The organism is Acerihabitans arboris (assembly GCF_010131535.1).
GTDB classification, from domain to species: domain Bacteria; phylum Pseudomonadota; class Gammaproteobacteria; order Enterobacterales; family Enterobacteriaceae; genus Acerihabitans; species Acerihabitans arboris.
In genome coordinates, this window is sequence record NZ_WUBS01000003.1 from 42,686 (window position 1) to 62,269 (window position 19,584).

The following is a 19,584-nucleotide window of genomic DNA, read 5'->3' on the forward strand; positions in this document are numbered from 1 at the left end:
GTATTACGGCGGTGGAATGGCTCGTCGCTGTGCCCTGGATCTTCGCCGCCGTTGGCTCGATGATTAACTCTTATCATTCGGATAAAACGGGCGATTATAAATGGCATTTGGCGATACCCATTTTTATCGGCGCTCTTTTCCTTGCCATATCAGTCTCACTGGGTTCCGCCTTTCCGGTAATGGCTTTGCTGACGTTAAGTTTAGGTTTAGGGTTTATCTATTGTTACTCAGTTTATTGGGCGGCCTTAAGCTCTTATGCCGCCGAGGATGTATTGGCGGTTTCCATGGGTTTTATCAATGCCATCGGCAATCTGGGCGGCTTTGTCGGACCGTTCGCCGTGGGATACTTAATTGATAAAACCGGGAGCTTTGTGATGGGTGAATGCGTCCTCATCCTGTCGCTGGTTATCGCCGGATTATGCGCCTTGCGCCTTAAACGTTAGATCCTGTCCTTCCGCTGGTGGCGTTCTGTCTGTTCTGCGGGCCGACCCGGGTTTCGTTCGTATATGACCGCTACTTTTTCTCGCGCCCCTAGGCCATCGGCACAACGATGGCCTAGGGAACCGCCCAGTTCATCTCCTCCAAGTCTTGAGCACTCCTATCATGTGCGGTTCTTTTACAGTGCTGGATTATCTATTTCAATAACGGTTCAACGAGCTGATATTGCTTATTTCGGTGATCGTAATGAGGTGGCACCTGCAGCCACTTCGTCATCGACTCCCCGGTTGGTTTATGCTGCGCTTCGCTGGCTTTTTTTTATGACCATGAGGGCACTGGCCACTGTAAATAGCGCCATGATCCAGGCCATCGTCCAGGGTGTGCCGTCACTCATCCACGCCAACAGTAGTGAGGAAATAATCCCACTTCCATACTGTAATGAGCCAATCAATGCCGAGGCTGAACCTGCAATCTCCGGAACTTCATCCATTGCTGCGGCAGTTGACGTCGCAGCAATAATCCCGTTCATTGAGAAAAAGATAAAAACGGCGACAGCAATAAGTACGATACCGCCCACCTGTAATTTTGTGGCCAGCGCCAATATCACTGCCGCAGTGGCGGCAATCATTATGGCTATTTTCAGCAGTGTTTCAAGTCTGTGCCGTTGTACCAGCTTACGGTTAAAAGCGCTGATACCCATCAGTCCAATAATATTTACCGCAAACAGCCAGCCATAATGCTGAGGATCAACCTGGTAATAACTGATATAAACAAACGGCGAGCCGGTGATAAAGGCATAGGCTGCAACATAATAGAGAGTCACGCACAGCGTATAACGCATGAATTTCCAATTCTTCAAAAGAGAAAAATAATTACCAAAGGCACTGCCAATGGAGGCTTTGACCCGTCTTTCTACAGGAAGCGTTTCCGGTAACCACCACAAAGAGATAAACATCAGTGTCCCTATAATGGCCAGTAACCAGAAAATGGCGTGCCAGGAGGCCACCCTGACAATCTGTCCACCGAGCAGCGGGCCAATTATAGGTGCGATGGCCATAATCATCATCAGCGTCGACAGCATTTGCGCAGCACGGGTGCGTGTAAATAAATCCCTAATCATGGCACGTGCCAGCATGGGGCCAATACAGGCACCCATAGCCTGGAATACCCGCCAAAAAACAATTTGTGTTATATCCTGGGACAGGGCGCAACCAATGGAACCGATCACAAACAGCACCATGCCGATAAATAACGGCAGACGCCGCCCCAGACGATCGCTTATTGGTCCCCAAACAAGCTGGGCAATTGTAAAACCAATCAAAAATCCGGTGATGGTCAGTTCCGCGCTACCGTGAAGATCGGCTGACATGGCTGGCATCGCCGGTAGATAAATATCAGTAGACAACGATGTAAATGCCATTAAAGCACTCAGAATGACGATAAATAGCAGTCCGGTATTTTGAGGAGTTGCGACAAGCACGCGCCTTTTTGTTTTATTCATAATGCTCTGTTTAAGTGTTAATAACGAGTTCACAGGCGTACTTACCTTATATTGCGAAGATTGTTATTCTAGTCTTAAACAAGTGTCAGGTAACCTTATGAAAATATAATACGGCTATGAGTGAAATTCATGAATAGATCTGATAGCAGCAGGTGGCGCGGCCAAAACAAAAATCATTATTCCCGCGCCCCGTCTGGCCGCAGCCAGCGTTACCTGGGCTATTTATTGACGGTAATGATCACCCGGCGGTACGACGTCAGCGATGGCAGGCCATCATCCTGTACGGCTAAAATGATATGCTCGATTCCGGCGTTTTGCGGCGTCACGGTGACCTTCCCCGCGCTCCCCCCATTAATGGCCAACAACGGTCGTGCATTGAGCGGCTCGTCTCCTCTTTGGCCTTGTACCTCGTCATTAGCCACCTGCTTCGAGGTTGCCGAACCGGCTTCGGGATAGGCTATCCACCGATAGCTCAGCCTGTTGCCGTCCGGATCCTTGGTGCCCTGCGCATCAAGCACCACCGGCTTGCCTATTTGAGCGGCAATGTAGATGGTGTCTTTACCCGAATGATTATTCACCACCACCATCGGGTTATGGTTGGCATGGGCAAAATCTTTAATGGTCCAGTCCATACGGGCGGCGAAGTCGTGCTGGTATGCCTCGCGCCAGCGCCAGATGGTGGCCTGGTTAGAGGTATAACTCTTGCCGTCGGAGCCGATGACCGTATCCGCCGCGTTGGGATTACCGGGGAAAAAGTCGCCTCCACTGGTCCAGACCGGACGGGTTTCACCATGGGGTTGGCGCAGGATATAACGTCCCCCCCATCCGCCCCAGCCCGGGTTCATCTCACTGTTTAGCCCATTGCGTATTAACCCCAGGTATGACGGCGTATCGCCTTCCATGATAAACATGTACTGCGGGTAACCTTTACCCATCGGTCCTTTGCCGCGGATATTACGGTCAAGCCAGCTATTGGCGACTGTGGTGAAATCGGCGCCGGGCGCATTACGGTAGTACTTGTCGCCGCTGATGCCGGTCCAGGTGGCGCGGGCGTAATCTTCGCCATTCTGGGTGGAGGGGTCGACAATATAGGTGATGGCGGAAAAGTTATTGCGTATCCAGATGCCAGCATCATCCTGATCGGAAATAGCGTAGACAATAAGATGACCGGTCAGTGTCTCGACCTCGGCCGCGCTGTGCGTGGCTTTTAAATCGTTAAGCGCCTGCGCCAGCGTATTGGCCCCTCCCCACAAGCTGATATATAGCGGTCGAACGGCCGAAACGCTGTTCTCAATAGAGCGCAGCAGCAAATCGGAACCTTGGGTGGATTTACCTTTGCCGACCGCAGCCATGCCGTAATGGCCCTGGCCGGAAGCCACGATGCCCCTTAGCGCCGAGGCGGCGGGAAACGCGGAGTCATGGTGCAGCAGATTAGGCTGCACCTCGGCATAATGGCCCAGAACCAGATTGATGATATCCGGATGGACGATATCTCTTTGCCAGGTGGAGGTAGTGGCCACCAGGCCTTCGACGTTCATCTCATTTGAATAGAGCAAAAAGCGGGTCATGGACATTTGATCATCAGGTTCGTTACCGATATCCGTTAATACAAAAACGCGCGGCCTGGCTTGAAAGGAGACCGTTTTAGCGGCTAAAGAGGGGATATCCGATGCGGCAATACTATAGACTGGTATCGCCAGCGCCACTCCGTGCAATAATGCCATGGCGCATATTACGCGATTAAACCGTGGTTTCTTCGACATGTTTTATCTCCTTGCTGGGGAAATTCAAATAAATTTCAGAGGTGTCTAAATTTAATGAATATATATTCATTGTTGATTTTTTATGTTTCTTGCGTATTATAAGGTTAAAAAAGACATAGTGCAGCGATTTAATCTGTAATAGTGAGGACGTTCACATTAGACGTACACTTTCGGCTAAACATCCGCGGAGTCGATGAGACGTCGTCCATTGACACCAGGATACGCGGTAATAATCTGCCTGCCGCCACATAGTGACATCAATGTTGTCGGTATCGAGACGGCCGACTCAGCCGACAGAATAGCGTAAGCTGCAACGGCAAAATCAATAATAAGAATGAGTGATAGCAAAATATCCTCCATCGGCTTCTTGGGTGTTTTATTTTCTAATGGCATATTAGAGGGGGTATTGTGGCAAAAGTCGTATTACCAGATTGTCCTTATTAATAAAGTCCGGCGCACCTTTATCGTTTTAAAAATTAAACAAGCGCGCTTTGATCTGCGCCCCGGATCCTGGACAATCTATGCTGCTTCCTTTAACCGGTATTGTACCGGACTCAGCCCATCAAGCTTTTCTCTTATCCTTTGATGATTATAATAATCAATATACTCGACAATATCCTGTTTGAGCTCATGCAGGCTGCTATATTCTTTCAGATAAAAGCACTCCGACTTCAGCGTGCCAAAAAAGCTTTCCATCGCAGCATTATCCAGACACACTCCTCTATGTGACATACTTTGCACTATCCCATGGTTTCGCAACCAGCGGTGCCAGCGTGGCATCTGGTATTGCCATCCCTGATCACTGTGAAGCAACGGGCTTTCGCCGCCCGACAGACGTTTTACAGCGCCATTGAGCATCTCCTCTACCTTCCCCCTCATGGCTAGAGGCGACGAAACGCTAGCTACGCGATCCCTACCCGACTTGGCGTTGGTACTCAGCGATCCGCGCCGCCCGATTGATGGCCTAGTTACCGGGAGTCGCCGAAAAATGGTTGCCCTTATTTAGCCAGGTATATTTAACCAGCCCAGCGGAGATCTGCCGAGCAAATGGGTAGTCCATATTCGAGGCTGAGTATTATTGGAATATTCATATTTCAATTTTAATTTTTAGTCTCCTTATCAACCCAAGCCGAAATCTCTTGATAAGGAACGAAAATAGTTTGATCTCTCTTGGGATGTGTTGCTGTCAAGACACCAATAATCGCTTCATTATTTCCGTATACCGGGCCGCCGCTCATGCCCTGAATGCCTCCGGCGTTACTCAAACCCACCAGGCAGCTTTTTTGTGGCTTATCCCACCACCCGAACTCTTGCAACACGCCGGAAGATGACGTGGGCATCGCAGTATAGGCATTGTAGCCATAGAGATTCATTATCTCGCCTTTCTTGGCTGCCTCTACGGTGGGTAATTTGCGGCCAGCATTGTCATGATATATGATAGCCACATCGCATATGGGGTTGTAAGCCTTCACCCTGACCATCATTATTTTTGCGATATGCCCAGCGGTAAGACTGTATTTTGCGGTGATAGGGAAGCTGGAACCGACAGCACCTGCCAGTACGGGAATGCCGACAAAATGGATATCCGCTTTATTTCTTGCCGTTTGGTCAATATGATATTGTCCTACGGCACTACATGCGGATAAAAAAATAGAAAATAAAATAATTAGTGAGTTAATTTTCATATTTTTGACTTTATAGTTGAACTTTTACGTAATTTATCTGTCAAATTATTACTTATGGAAAATATTTCATGAAAACATGATTTAACATCAAATAATCTTTCCTTTAACAAATAGCTTCGTTTAAGCACGCAACTTTTAACCGTTAGGCAAGTTTATGCAAAAAACAAAAAGGTTCTTTGACTAAATGAAGGTGGGTCATTTTTCCGCGAGCAACATATATTGACGGTGTCATTGATAAAATATACAGCATTATCGCCGCTTCGCTTTTCAATAGCGACGTCCAAGCCTTCCACGAAGGCAGCAGGTTACCCTTTTCCGGGCATGGAATGCCTGCTTTGACCAAGCGGCTGAATGCATGATTCAATATCAGATGATGGGAATGTGAAACGTGATATGAAAAACGGGTTGACTCTATCTGATAGTGTGAGTTTTCAGATTTTTCTACCTAAATTAAGCCGATGCATATCTCGCATGTTTAGCTAAAATATGTTGAGGACATTCGTCTGTATAATAATCGGCACTCCTGTTAACTGACATCATAACCCTAATGGCGCCTAAATGCGAATGCATGGCGAAGAAAACCGGGCATCCCTTTTTTAAGAACCGGTATCCTTTGTTATCTATACATTTATTAATAAATTTATTTATAAAAAATATTAACTGGATTTTTATATTAGCATTACTGTCAGCATCCAAGGCCGATGAAAAATTACTGATTGTTCGTGGGATCGTCTGTAGATTTCAAATCAACCGGGCTAAATTGCCAATGAAAAGAGATAATTACCGGCCCCGCATGGGCTCGGCTGGAAATGGTGGTTAGCGCTGATTATAATTATGACTATCGTATGTTTCAATACTTTTAAAAATTGATCATACTGTGGCTTTTCATGGCAATCGCACGCATCACATAACTTGCAGGTTCAGTTCTGCTGGTCAGTTCAGCTCGTGTAGCGCTTCACCTTTATAATGCCTTTCGGTTATCCATTTTTCGACATAAGATTATATCCGGCCATCTTTGACAACCTCGTTGGCAGCTGTCGTGTAACCGCCGTTAATCGCTATGGAAGACCTATGGTCAACTGCGCTTCGCCGAAAGTGGGGTTAACCCAATGACAATGCCTGCGGCACGCCCATCAACTGGGCCGGAAGACAACTGACGGAGCAGCCGTTGGGCAAATTGAGCGTTACGGTATCCGGCACGATTATGCTCAACGGCAACGCGGCACGCGGAAATATAGGCCGGCGACACTGTTGTTATAGCATCGTCCTTATGGTCTTTGATCCAATAATAAAAGGCGCTGAAGGAGGTGGCGTGCTAACGGCAATACTCTTGTTTGGTCAAGCCACTGTAAACATCCCGACGTCAAAGCCATGCACTTTTTGAGTTCATCGGCGAACTTCGGGTTATCCGATACTCTTCCGGCGTCAGGTTTCCCAGTGATTCATGAGGCCGTTCCTGGTTATACTCATCCAGCCATTTTTCAGTAATATCCCGAACCTCCTGCAGTGTCCTGAACAGATAAAAATCCAGCACTTCATTGCGGTAGGTTTTATTGAAGCGCTCAATAATATCGCGGAAAACGCGCTGCGGGTGGTGAGTCTTGGCCGGAAAAACTATCTGTTCATGGGATCCGATAGCGGTGGGAACCGGGCGGCGTTGATGTATACGCTAATCGGCAGTTGCAAACTGAACGGCGTGGAGCCGGAAGCGTATCTGCGCCATCTGCTGGCGACAATCGCAGATCATCCCATCAATAAAATCAAAGAACTCCTGCCATGGAACCTCGACATCCCTGCTGAATAACTGTCAATACGGTGCTGGGCAGCCGCTTACGATGGGAATGGCAGCGGCCTATGAAATGCATGCTGGTCCGTTCTATTTTCAACAGGGGGAGAGAGGGCGATATTAACCTCCTTATTGCCGCTAGTTGTCTTCAGGGGCGCGGCAGTCATGCCGGGATCGATGCTGGACATTGTTGGAATACCGGCTATTTGAATAACCAACCGGCTATTGGCGGCTTCGACATGTCCTTGTTCTAACAAATCAAGACGGTCCGCCCAATCCTGCATCATGATCCGTCGTTGTTCTACATAGGCCGCGTGGTTGTACGCTGCGCTCACTTTATTCGGGTCGGGATGAGAAAGCTGTGTCTCTATCCATGCCTTTGGATAACCAATTTCATGCAGTGCAGTTGAAATTGTGCCGCGGATACCGTGGCCGGTCAGACGATCTTTATATCCCATTCGTTTGAGAGCCTGGTTAAGTGTGTTTTCACTCATGCGCTTTTTCAGGGTATGCGTCCCTGCTGGCCACCTGGCCCTGGGCTCGGCGGCGCAGGCTCCAGCGCGACCCAAATTCGGCCCGGGCGCTACACATCCTCGAAGTCCTGAGCGTGGGAGCCATCATGTTTTCCGAAGCCAGCCAGTGGCTGCGCGCGCTGTAGGAGGCGGTGATGACCTTGCAGACCACCGACTATCTGGAGTACTACCTGACGCTGGTCGCTTGGCTCGTTAACAACGGCGTCTGGAACATCCTCGTTGCCAGCGGGCTGTTCGCCCTGCCCTTTGCCGGGATTTTCATCCAGGAATGGCTGCGAGCGCGAACCGAGGGGGCAGACGAGGGCAATAAAGGTGTGTTGTCCTCTATGCGCATTGAGAACCGCATTTGGATGGCGATCGTTGTCATCCTATTTGGTTGTGCGCCGTATATCGATGTCGACCTGTCCACCATCAAGTTCGACACCGCCCGTTCCACACAATGCCAGGTCAGCGTACCGCTGCCCACGGAGACCGGTTGGGAGAAATCCTTTACTACGCTCAATCACCAGAGCGCGAAAGTCCCGGTCTGGTGGTTCTTCATGCATGCCATCTCCAAAGCCGTAACCAGCGCGGCGGTAGCCAGCCGACATCCCCTGCGGCACAGATTTGCGGCAGATGCGTATGGAAATCGACAGTACACGCATCGACGATCCGGTTTTAGCCCAAGAGGTGGCTGATTTCACCCGCGATAGCTACGGTCGGGCGCGGGCAAAACTGTTCATGGGGCGACCGGAGCTCAGCGAGGCGCAGATGGACGATGTGACCTGGATCGGTTCGCAATATTACTGGCGCCCGGCCTTCGGCATGATCCATGTGCGCGGCAGGGCCGGCGGCCTGATTAACGGACTGCGCCAGGCCTGCCGTTCAATATCGCTCGACGCCGCCCTGGACTGTCTGCCTGATCAAGCGGACATCAGATCATCATCAGACGGGTATTCCCGCCGGCCGCCGCGGTATTGATACTCAACGAGCGTTCCAGCAATAACCGGTCAAGACGAATAGCGCTGTCGCCGTGGGCGAAGCCTTGCACCGACACAATCGCGCCTGGCCGTTGCGCCACCTGGCGACATACCGCGCGCAGCGCCTCGGTATCACCGTGATGCATCACCGCGTCAAAGTCATACGCGAAGCAATCCGCCCGGGGCGCCATATCCACGCAAGCCCGCACCGCCTCTGGCAAAGACTGATATAACGCGCGGCAATGCGCGGCATCCGGCCACAAGGCGCGACAGCCCACGCTGACGATGGCCGCCAGTTGTATCAGCAGATCCTGGTCGTCTTCCGCCAGCGACAGTACCCGTCGGCGCGGCAGCAGCCGATAACGGTTCTCCTCGCCGGTGGGGCCCGGCAAGAGACTGACCGTCCAGCATGCGCTTTCCGCCATGAACCGCCCGCACAGCACATGTATAGTGGTGTGGTTCACCGCCGCCCAGTCGCTTAGCGCGGCATGGGCTTCACTAAGCGCGGCAGGCGGCTGTGCGCGCGTCGGCTCGCCGGTCGCGGTATAACGCAGGCCACGCCATTGCGCGTCGCCGGGACATCGGGATAATAACCGGTACAGGTAAAGCGGGCCGCCCGCCTTCGGCCCGGTGCCGGACAACCCTTCCCCGCCGAAAGGCTGGACACCGACGACGGCGCCGACCATATTGCGATTGACGTAAAGATTGCCCGCGGCCACCGCGTCCGTCACCCGCCGCACCGTGCTGTCGATACGGGAGTGAAGCCCGAAGGTCAGCCCGTAACCGGATGCATTGATTTTCGCCATCAGCGCGGGCAGATCGCGGCTGGCAAAACGCACGACGTGCAACACCGGGCCAAAGACCTCTTTATCCAGTTGCTCGACAGCGGTGAGTTCGATGAGCGTCGGCAGAACAAAATGCCCCGCCTGCTCGTCTATTGCCCCATATGCGCTTTGGAACACCGTGAACCCTGCGCTTCTCATCTGTTCAATATGCGCGTCAATCTGCTGTTTTGCCGGCGCATCGATCACCGGACCGATGTCATTGGCCAGCCGCGCGGGATTGCCCACCCGTTGTTCCGCCATCGCGCCGCGCAAGGCATCAAGCAACGTATCCGCGATGTCCTGTTGGAGACAAAGCAACCGCAACGACGAACACCGCTGGCCGGCGCTGTCGAACGCTGAATTAACGCAATCGATAATCACCTGTTCCGGCAGCGCCGACGAATCCACCACCATCACGTTGATGCCGCCGGTTTCGGCGATCAACGGGATCGGATGTCCCTGCTTATCAACCCGTTCGGCGATCTGGCGCTGGATAATGGCCGCAACCTCGGTGGATCCGGTGAACATCACGCCATTAACCCGTTCATCGGCCACCAGAGTTTGGCCGACGGCTTCGCCCGTCCCCGGCAGCAATTGCAGCACATCATTCGGAATGCCCGCGTCGAGCAGCAATTTCACCGCCAGCGCGGCAATCAGCGGCGTCTGCTCGGCGGGCTTGGCAATGACGGCATTGCCCGTCGCCAGCGCCGCCGCGATCTGCCCGGTGAAGATTGCCAAGGGAAAATTCCACGGACTGATACACACCACCACGCCCAGCGGAATATGCGTGGCGTTATCGAACGTCTGGTTAACCTGAACAGCATAATAGTTTAGAAAATCAACCGCTTCACGCACTTCAGCGATAGCATTGCCGAAGGTTTTGCCCGCTTCGCGCACCAGCACGCCCAGCAGGGTTTCCATCTGGTTTTCCATCTGTTGCGCGGCGCGCCGCAGGATATCGGCACGCGCAGCCGCCGGAACCGCCGCCCAGCGCCCGGCAGCGCCCTGCGCACCGGCAAGCGCCTGCTCGATGTCCCGCGCAGTCGCTTCATGGACAAAGCCAATCACATCACGCGGTTCCGCCGGATTGATCACGGGTTGTGGTGCGGTAAGCTGCGTGACGCCGGCTATCAACGGCATCGCCAGAATCGGTTTGCGCGAGCCGGCCTGCAGTCTTTCTGTCAACCGTCGCAACTCCGCTTCATCATAAAGATTCAGCCCGCGCGCATTTTTTCTGGCTACGCCATAGAGCGCCTGCGGCAATGGAATTTTCGGGTGCGGCACGCCCACCGCGCCTTCGCGACGCGCCAGGTTTTCCACCTCGGCCAGCGGACTGGCGATCAGAGAGGCGATCGGTACCGCGCGATCGGCAATCTGATTAACAAATGAGCTATTGGATCCATTTTCCAGCAAGCGCCGCACCAAATACGGCAGCAGCGTTTGGTGCGTGCCCACCGGCGCATAAATCCGGCATGGCCGGTTCAGCTTCGTTGCACCCACCACGTCCTGATAGAGCGGCACCCCCATCCCGTGCAGGCATTGGAATTCGTATTGCCGATCGGTGTATTGTGGACCGGCAAGGTGATAAACGGCGGCCAGCGTATACGCATTGTGCGTGGCGAACTGCGGGTAGATAGCTGCCGGTGACGCGAGCAGTGCTTTCGCGCAGGCCAGGTAGGCGACATCCGTATAAACTTTTCGCGTAAATACCGGGTAGTCATGATGACCGGCAAGTTGGGCCCGCTTGATTTCGCTATCCCAGTACGCCCCCTTCACCAGACGCACGCGCAGGCGGCGCTGGTGTTTTTTCGCCAGCGTATCGAGGCAGGCGATAACCGCATAAGCGCGCTTTTGATACGCCTGCACGACAAACCCCAGACCATTCCAGCCCTGCAATTCCGGTTCTTCACATAACGCGGTAAGCAGATCCAGCGACACATCCAGCCGTTCGGCCTCTTCGGCATCGATAGCGATCGCCACGTCAAACGACTTCGCCATCAGCACCAGCGATTTCAATACGGGATAGATTTCGTCAAATACCCGATCGTACTGATGGCGGTTATAGCGTGGGTGGAGCGCGGACAATTTGAGCGAAAATTCCGGACCGTCATAGAGACCCTTGCCTTTGGCGTAGGCGCCGATGGCTTGCAGCGCATGCCGGCAGCGCGCGATGTAGTCTTGCGCATCGCGGCGGGTTAACGCCGCTTCACCGAGCATATCGTAGGTGTACGTGAAGCCTTGCGCTTCAATATCCGCGGCCTTCTCCAGCGCCCGATCGATCGTCTCGCCGGTGACGAAATGCCCGCTCATCAGGTGCATCGCGAGATCCATGGCTTTTCTGATCAATGGCGCCGTCGCTTTTTGCGCCAGATACCGCAGCCCTTTCGCCGCATCGACTTTATCCCCCCCGCCGGTCAGCGAACCGGTGACCAGCAATCCCCAGGTTGCCGCATTCAGCAGCAGTCCCCGGTCGCCGCCCAAATGCGCCTTCCAGTCGCGGCCGGGAATTTTGTCGCGGATCAGCAGGTCGCGCGTGCCGGCATCCGGAATGCGCAGCAGGGCTTCGGCCAGGCACATCAGCGCGATGCCTTCCCGCGAAGACAGCGAATACTCCCGCATCAGATTCTGCACCATGTCGGACCAGGTTTTCGACATCGCTTTGTTTCTCAGCGCCGAGGCCAGCGTGTGCGCCAGGTCTTGTATCGCACGTTCGGTTTCCGCGCAGAGCGTGGCTTGTTGCAGCAAGGCGGACACCACTTCCGGCTCCGGTGCTTCCCAGGCGCGGGTAATCGCGGTTCTTTTCTCATCTTGCGGCATAAGATGCGCGGTCACGGCCGCGAACGGAATATAAGCGGCGGGCTCGGTCTGGATGGAAACGCTGTTATTTTTATCTTCATCAACGGCCATGGCACTTCTCCATATGAACAATGAATAAATCGATTAACTGCCGGTATGCCCCAGCGATAACACGTAGCATGGCGGTCCCGCCCCGGCGAACCGTCCTGGTGAATCCGCATGAATACCGGCCAGGCAGGCCAGGTAAAAAAGCATCCCCCCGGCCGGTTCTCTTCAGCGGGGAATGCGCTTGCGCCATGCCTTATCCATCACCTGTTTACCGTTAAAGCAGACTATCATCCGTCCTTCGACGATGAAGTGTGTCAGATCGCTCTTCATGTCCAGAGTGATGTCGGCCTCGGTCCACCAGCCCCGGCGCCCGATTTTCATGGTTTGCGTCAACAGATAATGGGCCGAAAGCGGATCGCGGTTTTTCACCGTCAGCTGGCGCCGCAGGCTGTGATCCACCGTGGTATCGATATCGTCGAAACGGTACACGCCTTCGCCGAACACCCCGCCCACGCCATGGGTCACCGAGGTCCAGCTATCGGTCACCAAGTCATAGGTCAGGTTACGATCCACCCTGCCCGGAGACAACACCGTCACCGGCGTATCGGCGGCGGTTTCCGGCTGCGGATGGGGGCCGGCTATCGGCTGCGGCGCGTCACAGACCGGCAGCGACAGGCGGGCGCTGGACAGATCCAGCGATAGAGTGGCCTCTTCCGGCATCGGCCACACCATCGGCCAGAAGGTAGTGGCCACCGACAACCGCAGACGATGGCCGGCGGCAAACCGCCAGGCGATGCCGTCCAGCCGCAGACTGACGCCGACCGTTTCCCCCGGCACCAGCGGCACCTTGTTATCCTGCCCCCGCAGGTGAGCCAGGTTGACCCAGCCATGGGTGACCCGGTTGACCGCGCCATCCGGCGACACATCGGACAAACGGACATATAGCATGGCCGCCGGCCGGTCGCTTTTCAGCCGGACGCTGAATTCAGGCAGGCCAAAAATAACCAGCGGCTCAGGTAACGGTTCGCCTTCGAAGATCACCGCCTGGCCATCGTCCACCCGCTGATCGGGCGGACTTTCGCCCAAGACCCCCGCCCCCATCCACTCCCCGCCCATCAGCCCGTGGTTTTGCGGCGAGCATACCGCCACCCACGGCGCGGCGCCGGCCGGCCGGCGGTTCAGCTGTCCGCGGTCCAGGTACAGCGGGACGGCGCGGACGTTGCCGGCGCCGCCGGCGTCAAAGCCGATCCACTCACCTTTGGCCGTCGGCCGCAGGGCGGACGGCGGCTGGCTATCGTTCAGCCAGGCCTGGATCTTCGGTCCGCTCATGGCGGCGTTGTCCTTTCCCTTCAGCCAGCGATCCCACCAGACTACCCCCTCTTGCAAAAAGCCGATGGCCGGTGCCGGCGTACCGTCCTGGGGATAGATATGCGCCCAGGGGCCGATAATCGCCCGCGCCGGCACCTGGAGATTATCCATTAGGTGGAATACCGCGTTACTGTAGGCATCCGCCCAGCCGCCGATCGCCAGCACCGGGCACTGGATGGCGGGCCAATCCTCGCACACCGACCCGTGCCGCCAGTAATCATCGCGTAGCGGATGCTCCATCCATAGCGCCGGGAAAAACGGCATATTTTCCAGCCGGCCGATCCAGTCCCGCCACGCCCCCTCGCCCACCAGCGCCGGATCCTGCGGCCGGCTCTGGTAAGCCAGCATAATACCGCCCCACCACAGGTTATCGTTCAGCAGGCAACCGCCTTTGTAGTGAATATCATCGTTATAGCGATCGTCGGTGGAGCAGACGGTAATAATCGCCTTTAGCGCCGCCGGGCGACGGGCCGCCACCTGCAGACAGTTAAACCCGCCCCAGGACTTGCCCATCATGCCGACCGCGCCGCCGCACCATGGCTGACGGCTTATCCAGTCAATCACCTCCAGCGCGTCTTCCTGCTCCTGCAACAGGTATTCATCCGCCAGCAGACCATCGGACTCGCCGCTGCCGCGCATATCCACCCGCAGTACCGCATAGCCGTGACCGGCAAAATAGCCGTGCATCGGTTCGTCGCGAGTGCGGGTGCCGTCGCGCTTACGGTAGGGAATATACTCAAGGACCGCCGGGACCGGCGTGACCGACGCGCTGTCCGGCAGCCACATCCGCGCCGCCAGCCGCGTGCCGTCGCTCAATGTTATCCACAAATGTTCGGTCACGGTGACCGCATGGGGAAAGTCGCTGACAATCTGTTTCATAATGCTCCCGTCATGAGGGCGTTGGTCCGGTGGCCCAGCAGGTCATCCAGCCAGGTGGTGCGCATTTCCGGCACCGACGCCAGCAGGGTTTCGGTATAGGCATGCATCGGCTGGCTGAACACCTGCGCGGTGGCGCCGCTGGCGACGATGTTGCCCTGGTACATCACCGCCACCTGGTGAGCGATACGTTTGACCGTGCCGAGGTCGTGGGTAATAAACAAATAGGACAGGCCCAGTTGGTCCTGCAACTGCCGCAGCAGGTTAAGCACCTCTTCCGCCACCAGGGGATCGAGCGAAGAGGTGGCCTCGTCGCAAATGATCAGATCCGGCCTGGCCGCCAGCGCCCGGGCGATGCAGATGCGCTGTTTCTGGCCGCCGGAAAGTTCGCCCGGATAGCGGTCAATCAGCCCGGGGGACAATTCGGTCAGCCGCAGCAGTTCCAAGACCTGATGACGCACCTGCTGGCGCGACAGGCCAAAATAGAAGGCCACCGGCCGTCCTACCAGTTCCAGGATGGTCTGGCGCGGATTCAGCGCCACGTCCGGCAGTTGGTAAATCATCTGTAGCCGGCGCAAGGTCTCCTTGCCGCGCCGTTGATAACGGTTATCCAGCGGCTTGCCGTCAAAGATGACTTGGCCTTCGGTATCCGGCAGCAGGCCGACCAGCGCCCGGGCCAGAGTGCTTTTGCCGCTGCCCGACTCGCCGATCACCGCCAGCGTCTGGCCGCGATGCAAGGTCAGGTTGACGTCGCGTACCACCGTTTGCCGGTTATAGCCGGTACTGAGATCCTTGATGCGCAACAGCGGCAGGCTGGGTCCGCCGGCGCGATCGTGGATCGGCGCGCCGTTGCTCTGACGTTCGGCCACCAGACGCCGGGTATACTCCTGGGCCGGATGCTGGAGAATGGCGGCGGTGGTGTGGGTTTCCACTTCCCGGCCGTGGCGCAGCACCATGATCCGGTCGGCAATCTGCGCCACCACCGCCAAATCATGGGTGATATACAAGGCGGCGGTATTAAACTCGCGCACCAGCTTGCGCAGCATCACCAGTACTTCAATCTGGGTGGTCACGTCCAAGGCGGTGGTCGGCTCATCCATCACCAGCAAATCCGGCCTGCAGGACATGGCCATGGCCACCATGGCCCGCTGCAGTTGGCCACCGGACAGTTGATGGGGATAACGCTTGCCGATATTTTCCGCATCGGGCAAATCCAGGGCGCGAAATAACGTCACCGCCCAGGTTTTTACCTCAGCCCGGGTCATCAGGCCATGGCGCAGCGGCCCTTCGCATACCTGGCGGCCGATCGTCAGCGCCGGATTAAACGCCGCCGCCGCGCTCTGCGCCACATAGGCCACCCGTCTGCCGCGCAAATCCCGCCGTTCGGCGGAAGAGAGCGTCAGGATGTCGACGCCGGCAAGCCATACTTCGCCGCCGCTGATACGGCACCCCTGGCGGGCATAACCCAGCGCCGCCAGCCCGATAGTGGATTTACCGGCGCCGGACTCGCCGATCAGTCCCAGCACTTCGCCGCGTGCCAGGGTCAGGGAAATATCCTGCACCAGCGGAACGTCATGCTGCGCCTCGACGCGCAGGTTGCGCATTTCCAGAATAGCGTTGCTCATGCGTCGTCCCCTACGGAGAGATGGTCCCGCGCCAGCAGCCAGTCCACCACCATATTGACGCCGATGGTCAGCAAGGCGATGGCCGCGGCCGGATACAGCGGCGCCAACTGGCCGAAGTTGATCGCCTGGGCGTTGTCGCGCACCATGCTGCCCCAGTCGGCATAGGGCGGCTGGATCCCCAGCCCCAGGAAACTGAGGCCGGCGATAAACAGGAAGGTAAAGCAAAAACGCATACCGAACTCCGCCAGCAGCGGCGGGATGGCGTTGGGCAGGATTTCCCTGGTCAGGATCCACCACAGGCCCTCGCCGCGCAGCCGGGCCGCTTCCACATACTCCTGGCAGACGATGCCCTGGGCCACCAGCCTGGCCAGCCGGAATACCCGGGTGGCGTCCAGCAGCGCGATGGTCATCACCAGCACCGGAATCGAGGTCCCCATCACCGACAGCACGATCAGGGCCAAAATAAGCACCGGAATCGACATCAGCGTGTCCACCACCCGGGTTAGCGCCAGGTCGACCCAGCGGCCATGGATGGCGGCGGTGAAGCCGGTGATGATACCAATGATAAAAGAGCTGAAGGTGATCGCCAGCGCAATGGCGATGGTGGTGCGCGCGCCATACAGAATACGCGACAGCATGTCGCGTCCCAGGCTGTCGGTGCCGAGCGGCATGTGCGCCGACGGCAACATCCAGATATCGCCGATGGTATCGGTTTCGTTATGCGGCGCCAGCCAGGGAGCGAAGACGGCGCCGATCAGGTTGACGGCGATAATCGCCAGGCCGATGATGGCCGGGATGGGCAGCGCAGTGCCTTTGATTCTTTCCATAGCTTACCTCGCATGCCTGAGTCGGGGGTTGCACCACATCGCCAGCAGATCGGCTAGGGTGTTCAACAGGATATAGGTGCCGCCGAACAGCATTCCACAGGCCTGCACCACCGGCAGGTCGCGTTTGGTCACCGCGTCCACCATCAGTTGTCCGATGCCGGGATAGACAAACACCACCTCGACCAGGATCACCCCCACCACCAGGTAGGCGAGGTTGAAGGCAATGACGTTGATAATCGGCGCCAGCGCATTGGGCAGCGCATGGCCCATCACGATGCGCCATTTAGGGATGCCCTTCAGCACCGCGGTTTCGATATAGCTGCTGGACATCACCGCCCCTACCGAAGCGCGGGTCATGCGCAGCATATGCGCCAGCACCACCAGCACCAGCGTGAACATCGGCAGCGTGCAGTTATACAGCCGATCGGCCAGGCCGGCGTCCGGGTTGACCATCGCCAGGCTGGGAAACCAGGCCTGGCGAACGGCCAGGAACATCACCAGCAGATAACCGACAAAAAATTCCGGTACCGAAATACTGAGCAGCGTCAGAGTATTGGCCAGCCGGTCGAACAGCGAACCGCGCCAGATGGCCGAAGCGATGCCCAGCAGCACCGCCAGCGGGATGGCGATCAGCGCCGCGTAGGTCGCCAAAAACAGGGTATTGCCCAGGCGCGGCAGCAGTTCCGCGGCTATCGGCCGGCCGTTGGCCAGCGACGTGCCGAGATTGCCGTGCAAAATGCCGATCAGCCATTGCAGATAGCGCTGCAGCGCCGGTTGCCCCAGCCCCAGTTGCTCGCGCAGGGCGGCAACGGTTTCCGGCGTGCCGTTCTGGCCCAGAATGGCGCTGGCGACATCGCCGGGCAGCATTTCCGTGCCGATGAAGATCAGCATCGATACCAGCCACAACGTCAGCACCCCCAGCAACAGCCGTTGCAGGATATGTTTTTTCATCATGACTCCAGCCAGACCCGTTCAGCCAGACGGCCTCCCATAAAGTTGAACATCGGATGGGATCGCGCGCCGCCGACCTTATTGCTGGTGGCGTCCAGGTAGTCGCCGAACAGCGGGATCATCGCCCCGCCGTTGTCGCGCACGATGCTTTGCAGCTCGCCATAGATCTGCGCCCGCCGCCCTTCATCCAGCAGTGAACGGGCCTGCAGCAGCAGGGCGTCGAATTTGTCGTCCTGCCAGTGGGAATCGTTCCATTTGGCGGTGGACTGGTAGGCGGTGGAAAACATCTGGTCGGCGGTCGGGCGGCCGCCCCAATATCCCATGGAGAACGGCGCTTTCATCCAGACATCGTCCCAATAGCTGTCCGCCGGCTGGCGTTTGATACTGACCTGCAACCCGGCTTTTCCGGCCTGTCCCTGGAACAGCGCGGCCGCATCCAGCGCCCCGGCAAAAGCGGCATCGGAGGAAGACAGCTCCAGATTAAGGCTGTCCAGCCCGGCCTGCTTCAGATAGAACTTCGCCTTGTCGGGATCGTAAGCGCGCTGGGGCAGTTCATGGTTGAAGAAACGGTCGGTTTTCGGGATCGGGTGGTCGTTGCCCACCGAGCCGTAGCCGCGCAGGACGGTAGCGAGGATTTTCTCACGATCGATACCGTGTTTTATCGCCAGGCGCACATCGTTACTGTTGAACGGCGCCACCCTGCAGTCCATCAGGAAAGTGAAATGCTGCCCGCCGGAAGAGCGGATAATCTTGACCGCCGGACTGCGCTTAAGAAAATCAACCGTTTTGAAATCGACCCGGTTAATCGCATGGACCTGCCCGGAGATCAGCGCATTGGTGCGGGCGGTGGGATCATTGATCACCAGCACCTCGACGGCATCCACCCAGGCGCGATCCGGCTTCCAGTAGTTAGGATTGCGCTTGAACAGCGACCGCACCCCCGGTTCATAATGGTCAAAGACAAAACCACCGGTGCCAATCGGCCGCGACCAGTCGGTGAACCCATTGGGCACCACCACCAGGTGATAGTCCGCCAGCAGGTAAGGCAGGTCGGCATTGCCGTGGTCGAGGGTGATGCTGACGCCGCCGTCGGCGGTTTTGTCCAGTGCGGTGATGCTGGCAAGCTGGGTGCGGATGGCGCTGCGCGATTTTTCGCCCCGGTGCAGGTTGATGGAATAGATTATATCATCGGCACCCAGGGTTTTGCCGTTATGGAAGGTGACCCCCTGGCGCACCTTAAACCGCCATTCGGTCGCGCCGGGTTTGGCTTCCCAGCTTTCAAGCAGCTCCGGCGTGGCCTTATTCTGCTCATCGATTTCAATTAGGCCGTTCATCAGCATATAGGCCTGGTTCAACGGCACCCAGTCGCTGAACAATGTCGGATCTAGTGTATCGCTGGTGTTTCCGCCGGACATGCCAAGCTTGAGGGTGCCGCCTTTTTTTGGCGCCGGCGCGGCAAGGGCGGCAAACGGAGAGAATGATACCGCCGTGGCAATACCCAATGCGGAGGCAGCGGTGATAAAACCACGACGGTTCAGTCGGGCATCCCGGAGTAATTGCGTCAAAGGGGAATGGTCATCTTTCATTTATTTTTGCTCCATAAG

Annotated in this window: 14 protein-coding genes and 2 pseudogenes; 4 read left to right on the forward strand and 12 right to left on the reverse strand. The window is 56.4% G+C overall.

The window, feature by feature from the left end:
• The first annotated feature begins 29 nt into the window (after positions 1-29).
• Positions 30-443, forward strand: coding sequence for an MFS transporter (locus GRH90_RS04635; RefSeq protein WP_218586213.1), 414 nt, complete (start codon positions 30-32; stop codon positions 441-443).
• 287 nt (positions 444-730) lie between these two features.
• Here GRH90_RS04635 and GRH90_RS04640 read toward each other — a convergent pair whose 3' ends face one another.
• From GRH90_RS04640 to GRH90_RS04660, 5 genes and pseudogenes are all read right to left on the reverse strand, one after another.
• Positions 731-1,939 (reverse strand): multidrug effflux MFS transporter, encoded by a 1,209-nt coding sequence (locus GRH90_RS04640; protein ID WP_162364739.1) that lies wholly within the window; start codon positions 1,937-1,939, stop codon positions 731-733.
• A 218-nt stretch (positions 1,940-2,157) separates the two neighbouring features.
• A complete protein-coding gene (locus GRH90_RS04645; RefSeq protein ID WP_246235875.1) occupies positions 2,158-3,702 on the reverse strand; it encodes a DUF1593 domain-containing protein in 1,545 nt (514 codons plus the stop codon).
• A 519-nt stretch (positions 3,703-4,221) separates the two neighbouring features.
• Positions 4,222-4,569 (reverse strand): annotated as a pseudogene (locus GRH90_RS04650) (transposase); the annotation flags it as partial.
• 233 nt (positions 4,570-4,802) lie between these two features.
• Positions 4,803-5,387, reverse strand: coding sequence for a hypothetical protein (locus GRH90_RS04655; RefSeq protein WP_162364741.1), 585 nt, complete (start codon positions 5,385-5,387; stop codon positions 4,803-4,805).
• A gap of 1,363 nt (positions 5,388-6,750) precedes the next feature.
• Complete coding sequence (locus GRH90_RS04660; protein WP_512698837.1) at positions 6,751-6,906, reverse strand: integrase core domain-containing protein; 156 nt, start codon at positions 6,904-6,906, stop codon at positions 6,751-6,753.
• Between GRH90_RS04660 and GRH90_RS04665 the strand changes: the two genes are divergently transcribed.
• Complete coding sequence (locus GRH90_RS04665; RefSeq protein ID WP_512698836.1) at positions 6,832-7,191, forward strand: transposase domain-containing protein; 360 nt, start codon at positions 6,832-6,834, stop codon at positions 7,189-7,191. The genes GRH90_RS04660 and GRH90_RS04665 overlap by 75 nt on opposite strands.
• 26 nt (positions 7,192-7,217) lie before the next feature.
• Here GRH90_RS04665 and GRH90_RS04670 read toward each other — a convergent pair whose 3' ends face one another.
• Positions 7,218-7,667 (reverse strand): tyrosine-type recombinase/integrase, encoded by a 450-nt coding sequence (locus GRH90_RS04670; RefSeq protein ID WP_446678243.1) that lies wholly within the window; start codon positions 7,665-7,667, stop codon positions 7,218-7,220.
• Between the two features lie 173 nt (positions 7,668-7,840).
• On the opposite strand from GRH90_RS04670, the gene GRH90_RS04675 reads away from it, so the two are divergent.
• Positions 7,841-8,383: a conjugal transfer protein TraG N-terminal domain-containing protein gene (locus GRH90_RS04675; protein ID WP_446678244.1), complete on the forward strand. Its 543-nt coding sequence runs from the start codon at positions 7,841-7,843 to the stop codon at positions 8,381-8,383.
• On the forward strand, positions 8,328-8,666 hold the full coding sequence (locus GRH90_RS26815) for a hypothetical protein (protein WP_446678245.1): 339 nt from the start codon (positions 8,328-8,330) through the stop codon (positions 8,664-8,666). The genes GRH90_RS04675 and GRH90_RS26815 overlap by 56 nt, the downstream gene beginning before the upstream one ends.
• Here the strand turns inward: GRH90_RS26815 and putA are convergent.
• The 6 genes and pseudogenes from putA to GRH90_RS04705 form a co-directional block, all read right to left on the reverse strand.
• Positions 8,620-12,333, reverse strand: a pseudogene (gene putA / locus GRH90_RS04680) (trifunctional transcriptional regulator/proline dehydrogenase/L-glutamate gamma-semialdehyde dehydrogenase); the annotation flags it as partial. The gene GRH90_RS26815 and the pseudogene putA overlap by 47 nt on opposite strands.
• Before the next feature lie 225 nt (positions 12,334-12,558).
• Entirely contained in the window at positions 12,559-14,580 is a 2,022-nt protein-coding gene (locus GRH90_RS04685) for a CocE/NonD family hydrolase (RefSeq protein WP_162364743.1), read from the reverse strand.
• Positions 14,577-16,202, reverse strand: coding sequence for an ABC transporter ATP-binding protein (locus GRH90_RS04690; RefSeq protein ID WP_162364744.1), 1,626 nt, complete (start codon positions 16,200-16,202; stop codon positions 14,577-14,579). The genes GRH90_RS04685 and GRH90_RS04690 overlap by 4 nt, the downstream gene beginning before the upstream one ends.
• A complete protein-coding gene (locus GRH90_RS04695; protein WP_162364745.1) occupies positions 16,199-17,029 on the reverse strand; it encodes an ABC transporter permease in 831 nt (276 codons plus the stop codon). Before GRH90_RS04695 ends, GRH90_RS04690 begins: the two co-directional genes overlap by 4 nt.
• Before the next feature lie 3 nt (positions 17,030-17,032).
• Positions 17,033-17,980: an ABC transporter permease gene (locus GRH90_RS04700; protein WP_162364746.1), complete on the reverse strand. Its 948-nt coding sequence runs from the start codon at positions 17,978-17,980 to the stop codon at positions 17,033-17,035.
• Entirely contained in the window at positions 17,980-19,566 is a 1,587-nt protein-coding gene (locus GRH90_RS04705; RefSeq protein WP_162364747.1) for an ABC transporter substrate-binding protein, read from the reverse strand. The genes GRH90_RS04700 and GRH90_RS04705 overlap by 1 nt, the downstream gene beginning before the upstream one ends.
• Between the last annotated feature and the right edge of the window lie 18 nt (positions 19,567-19,584).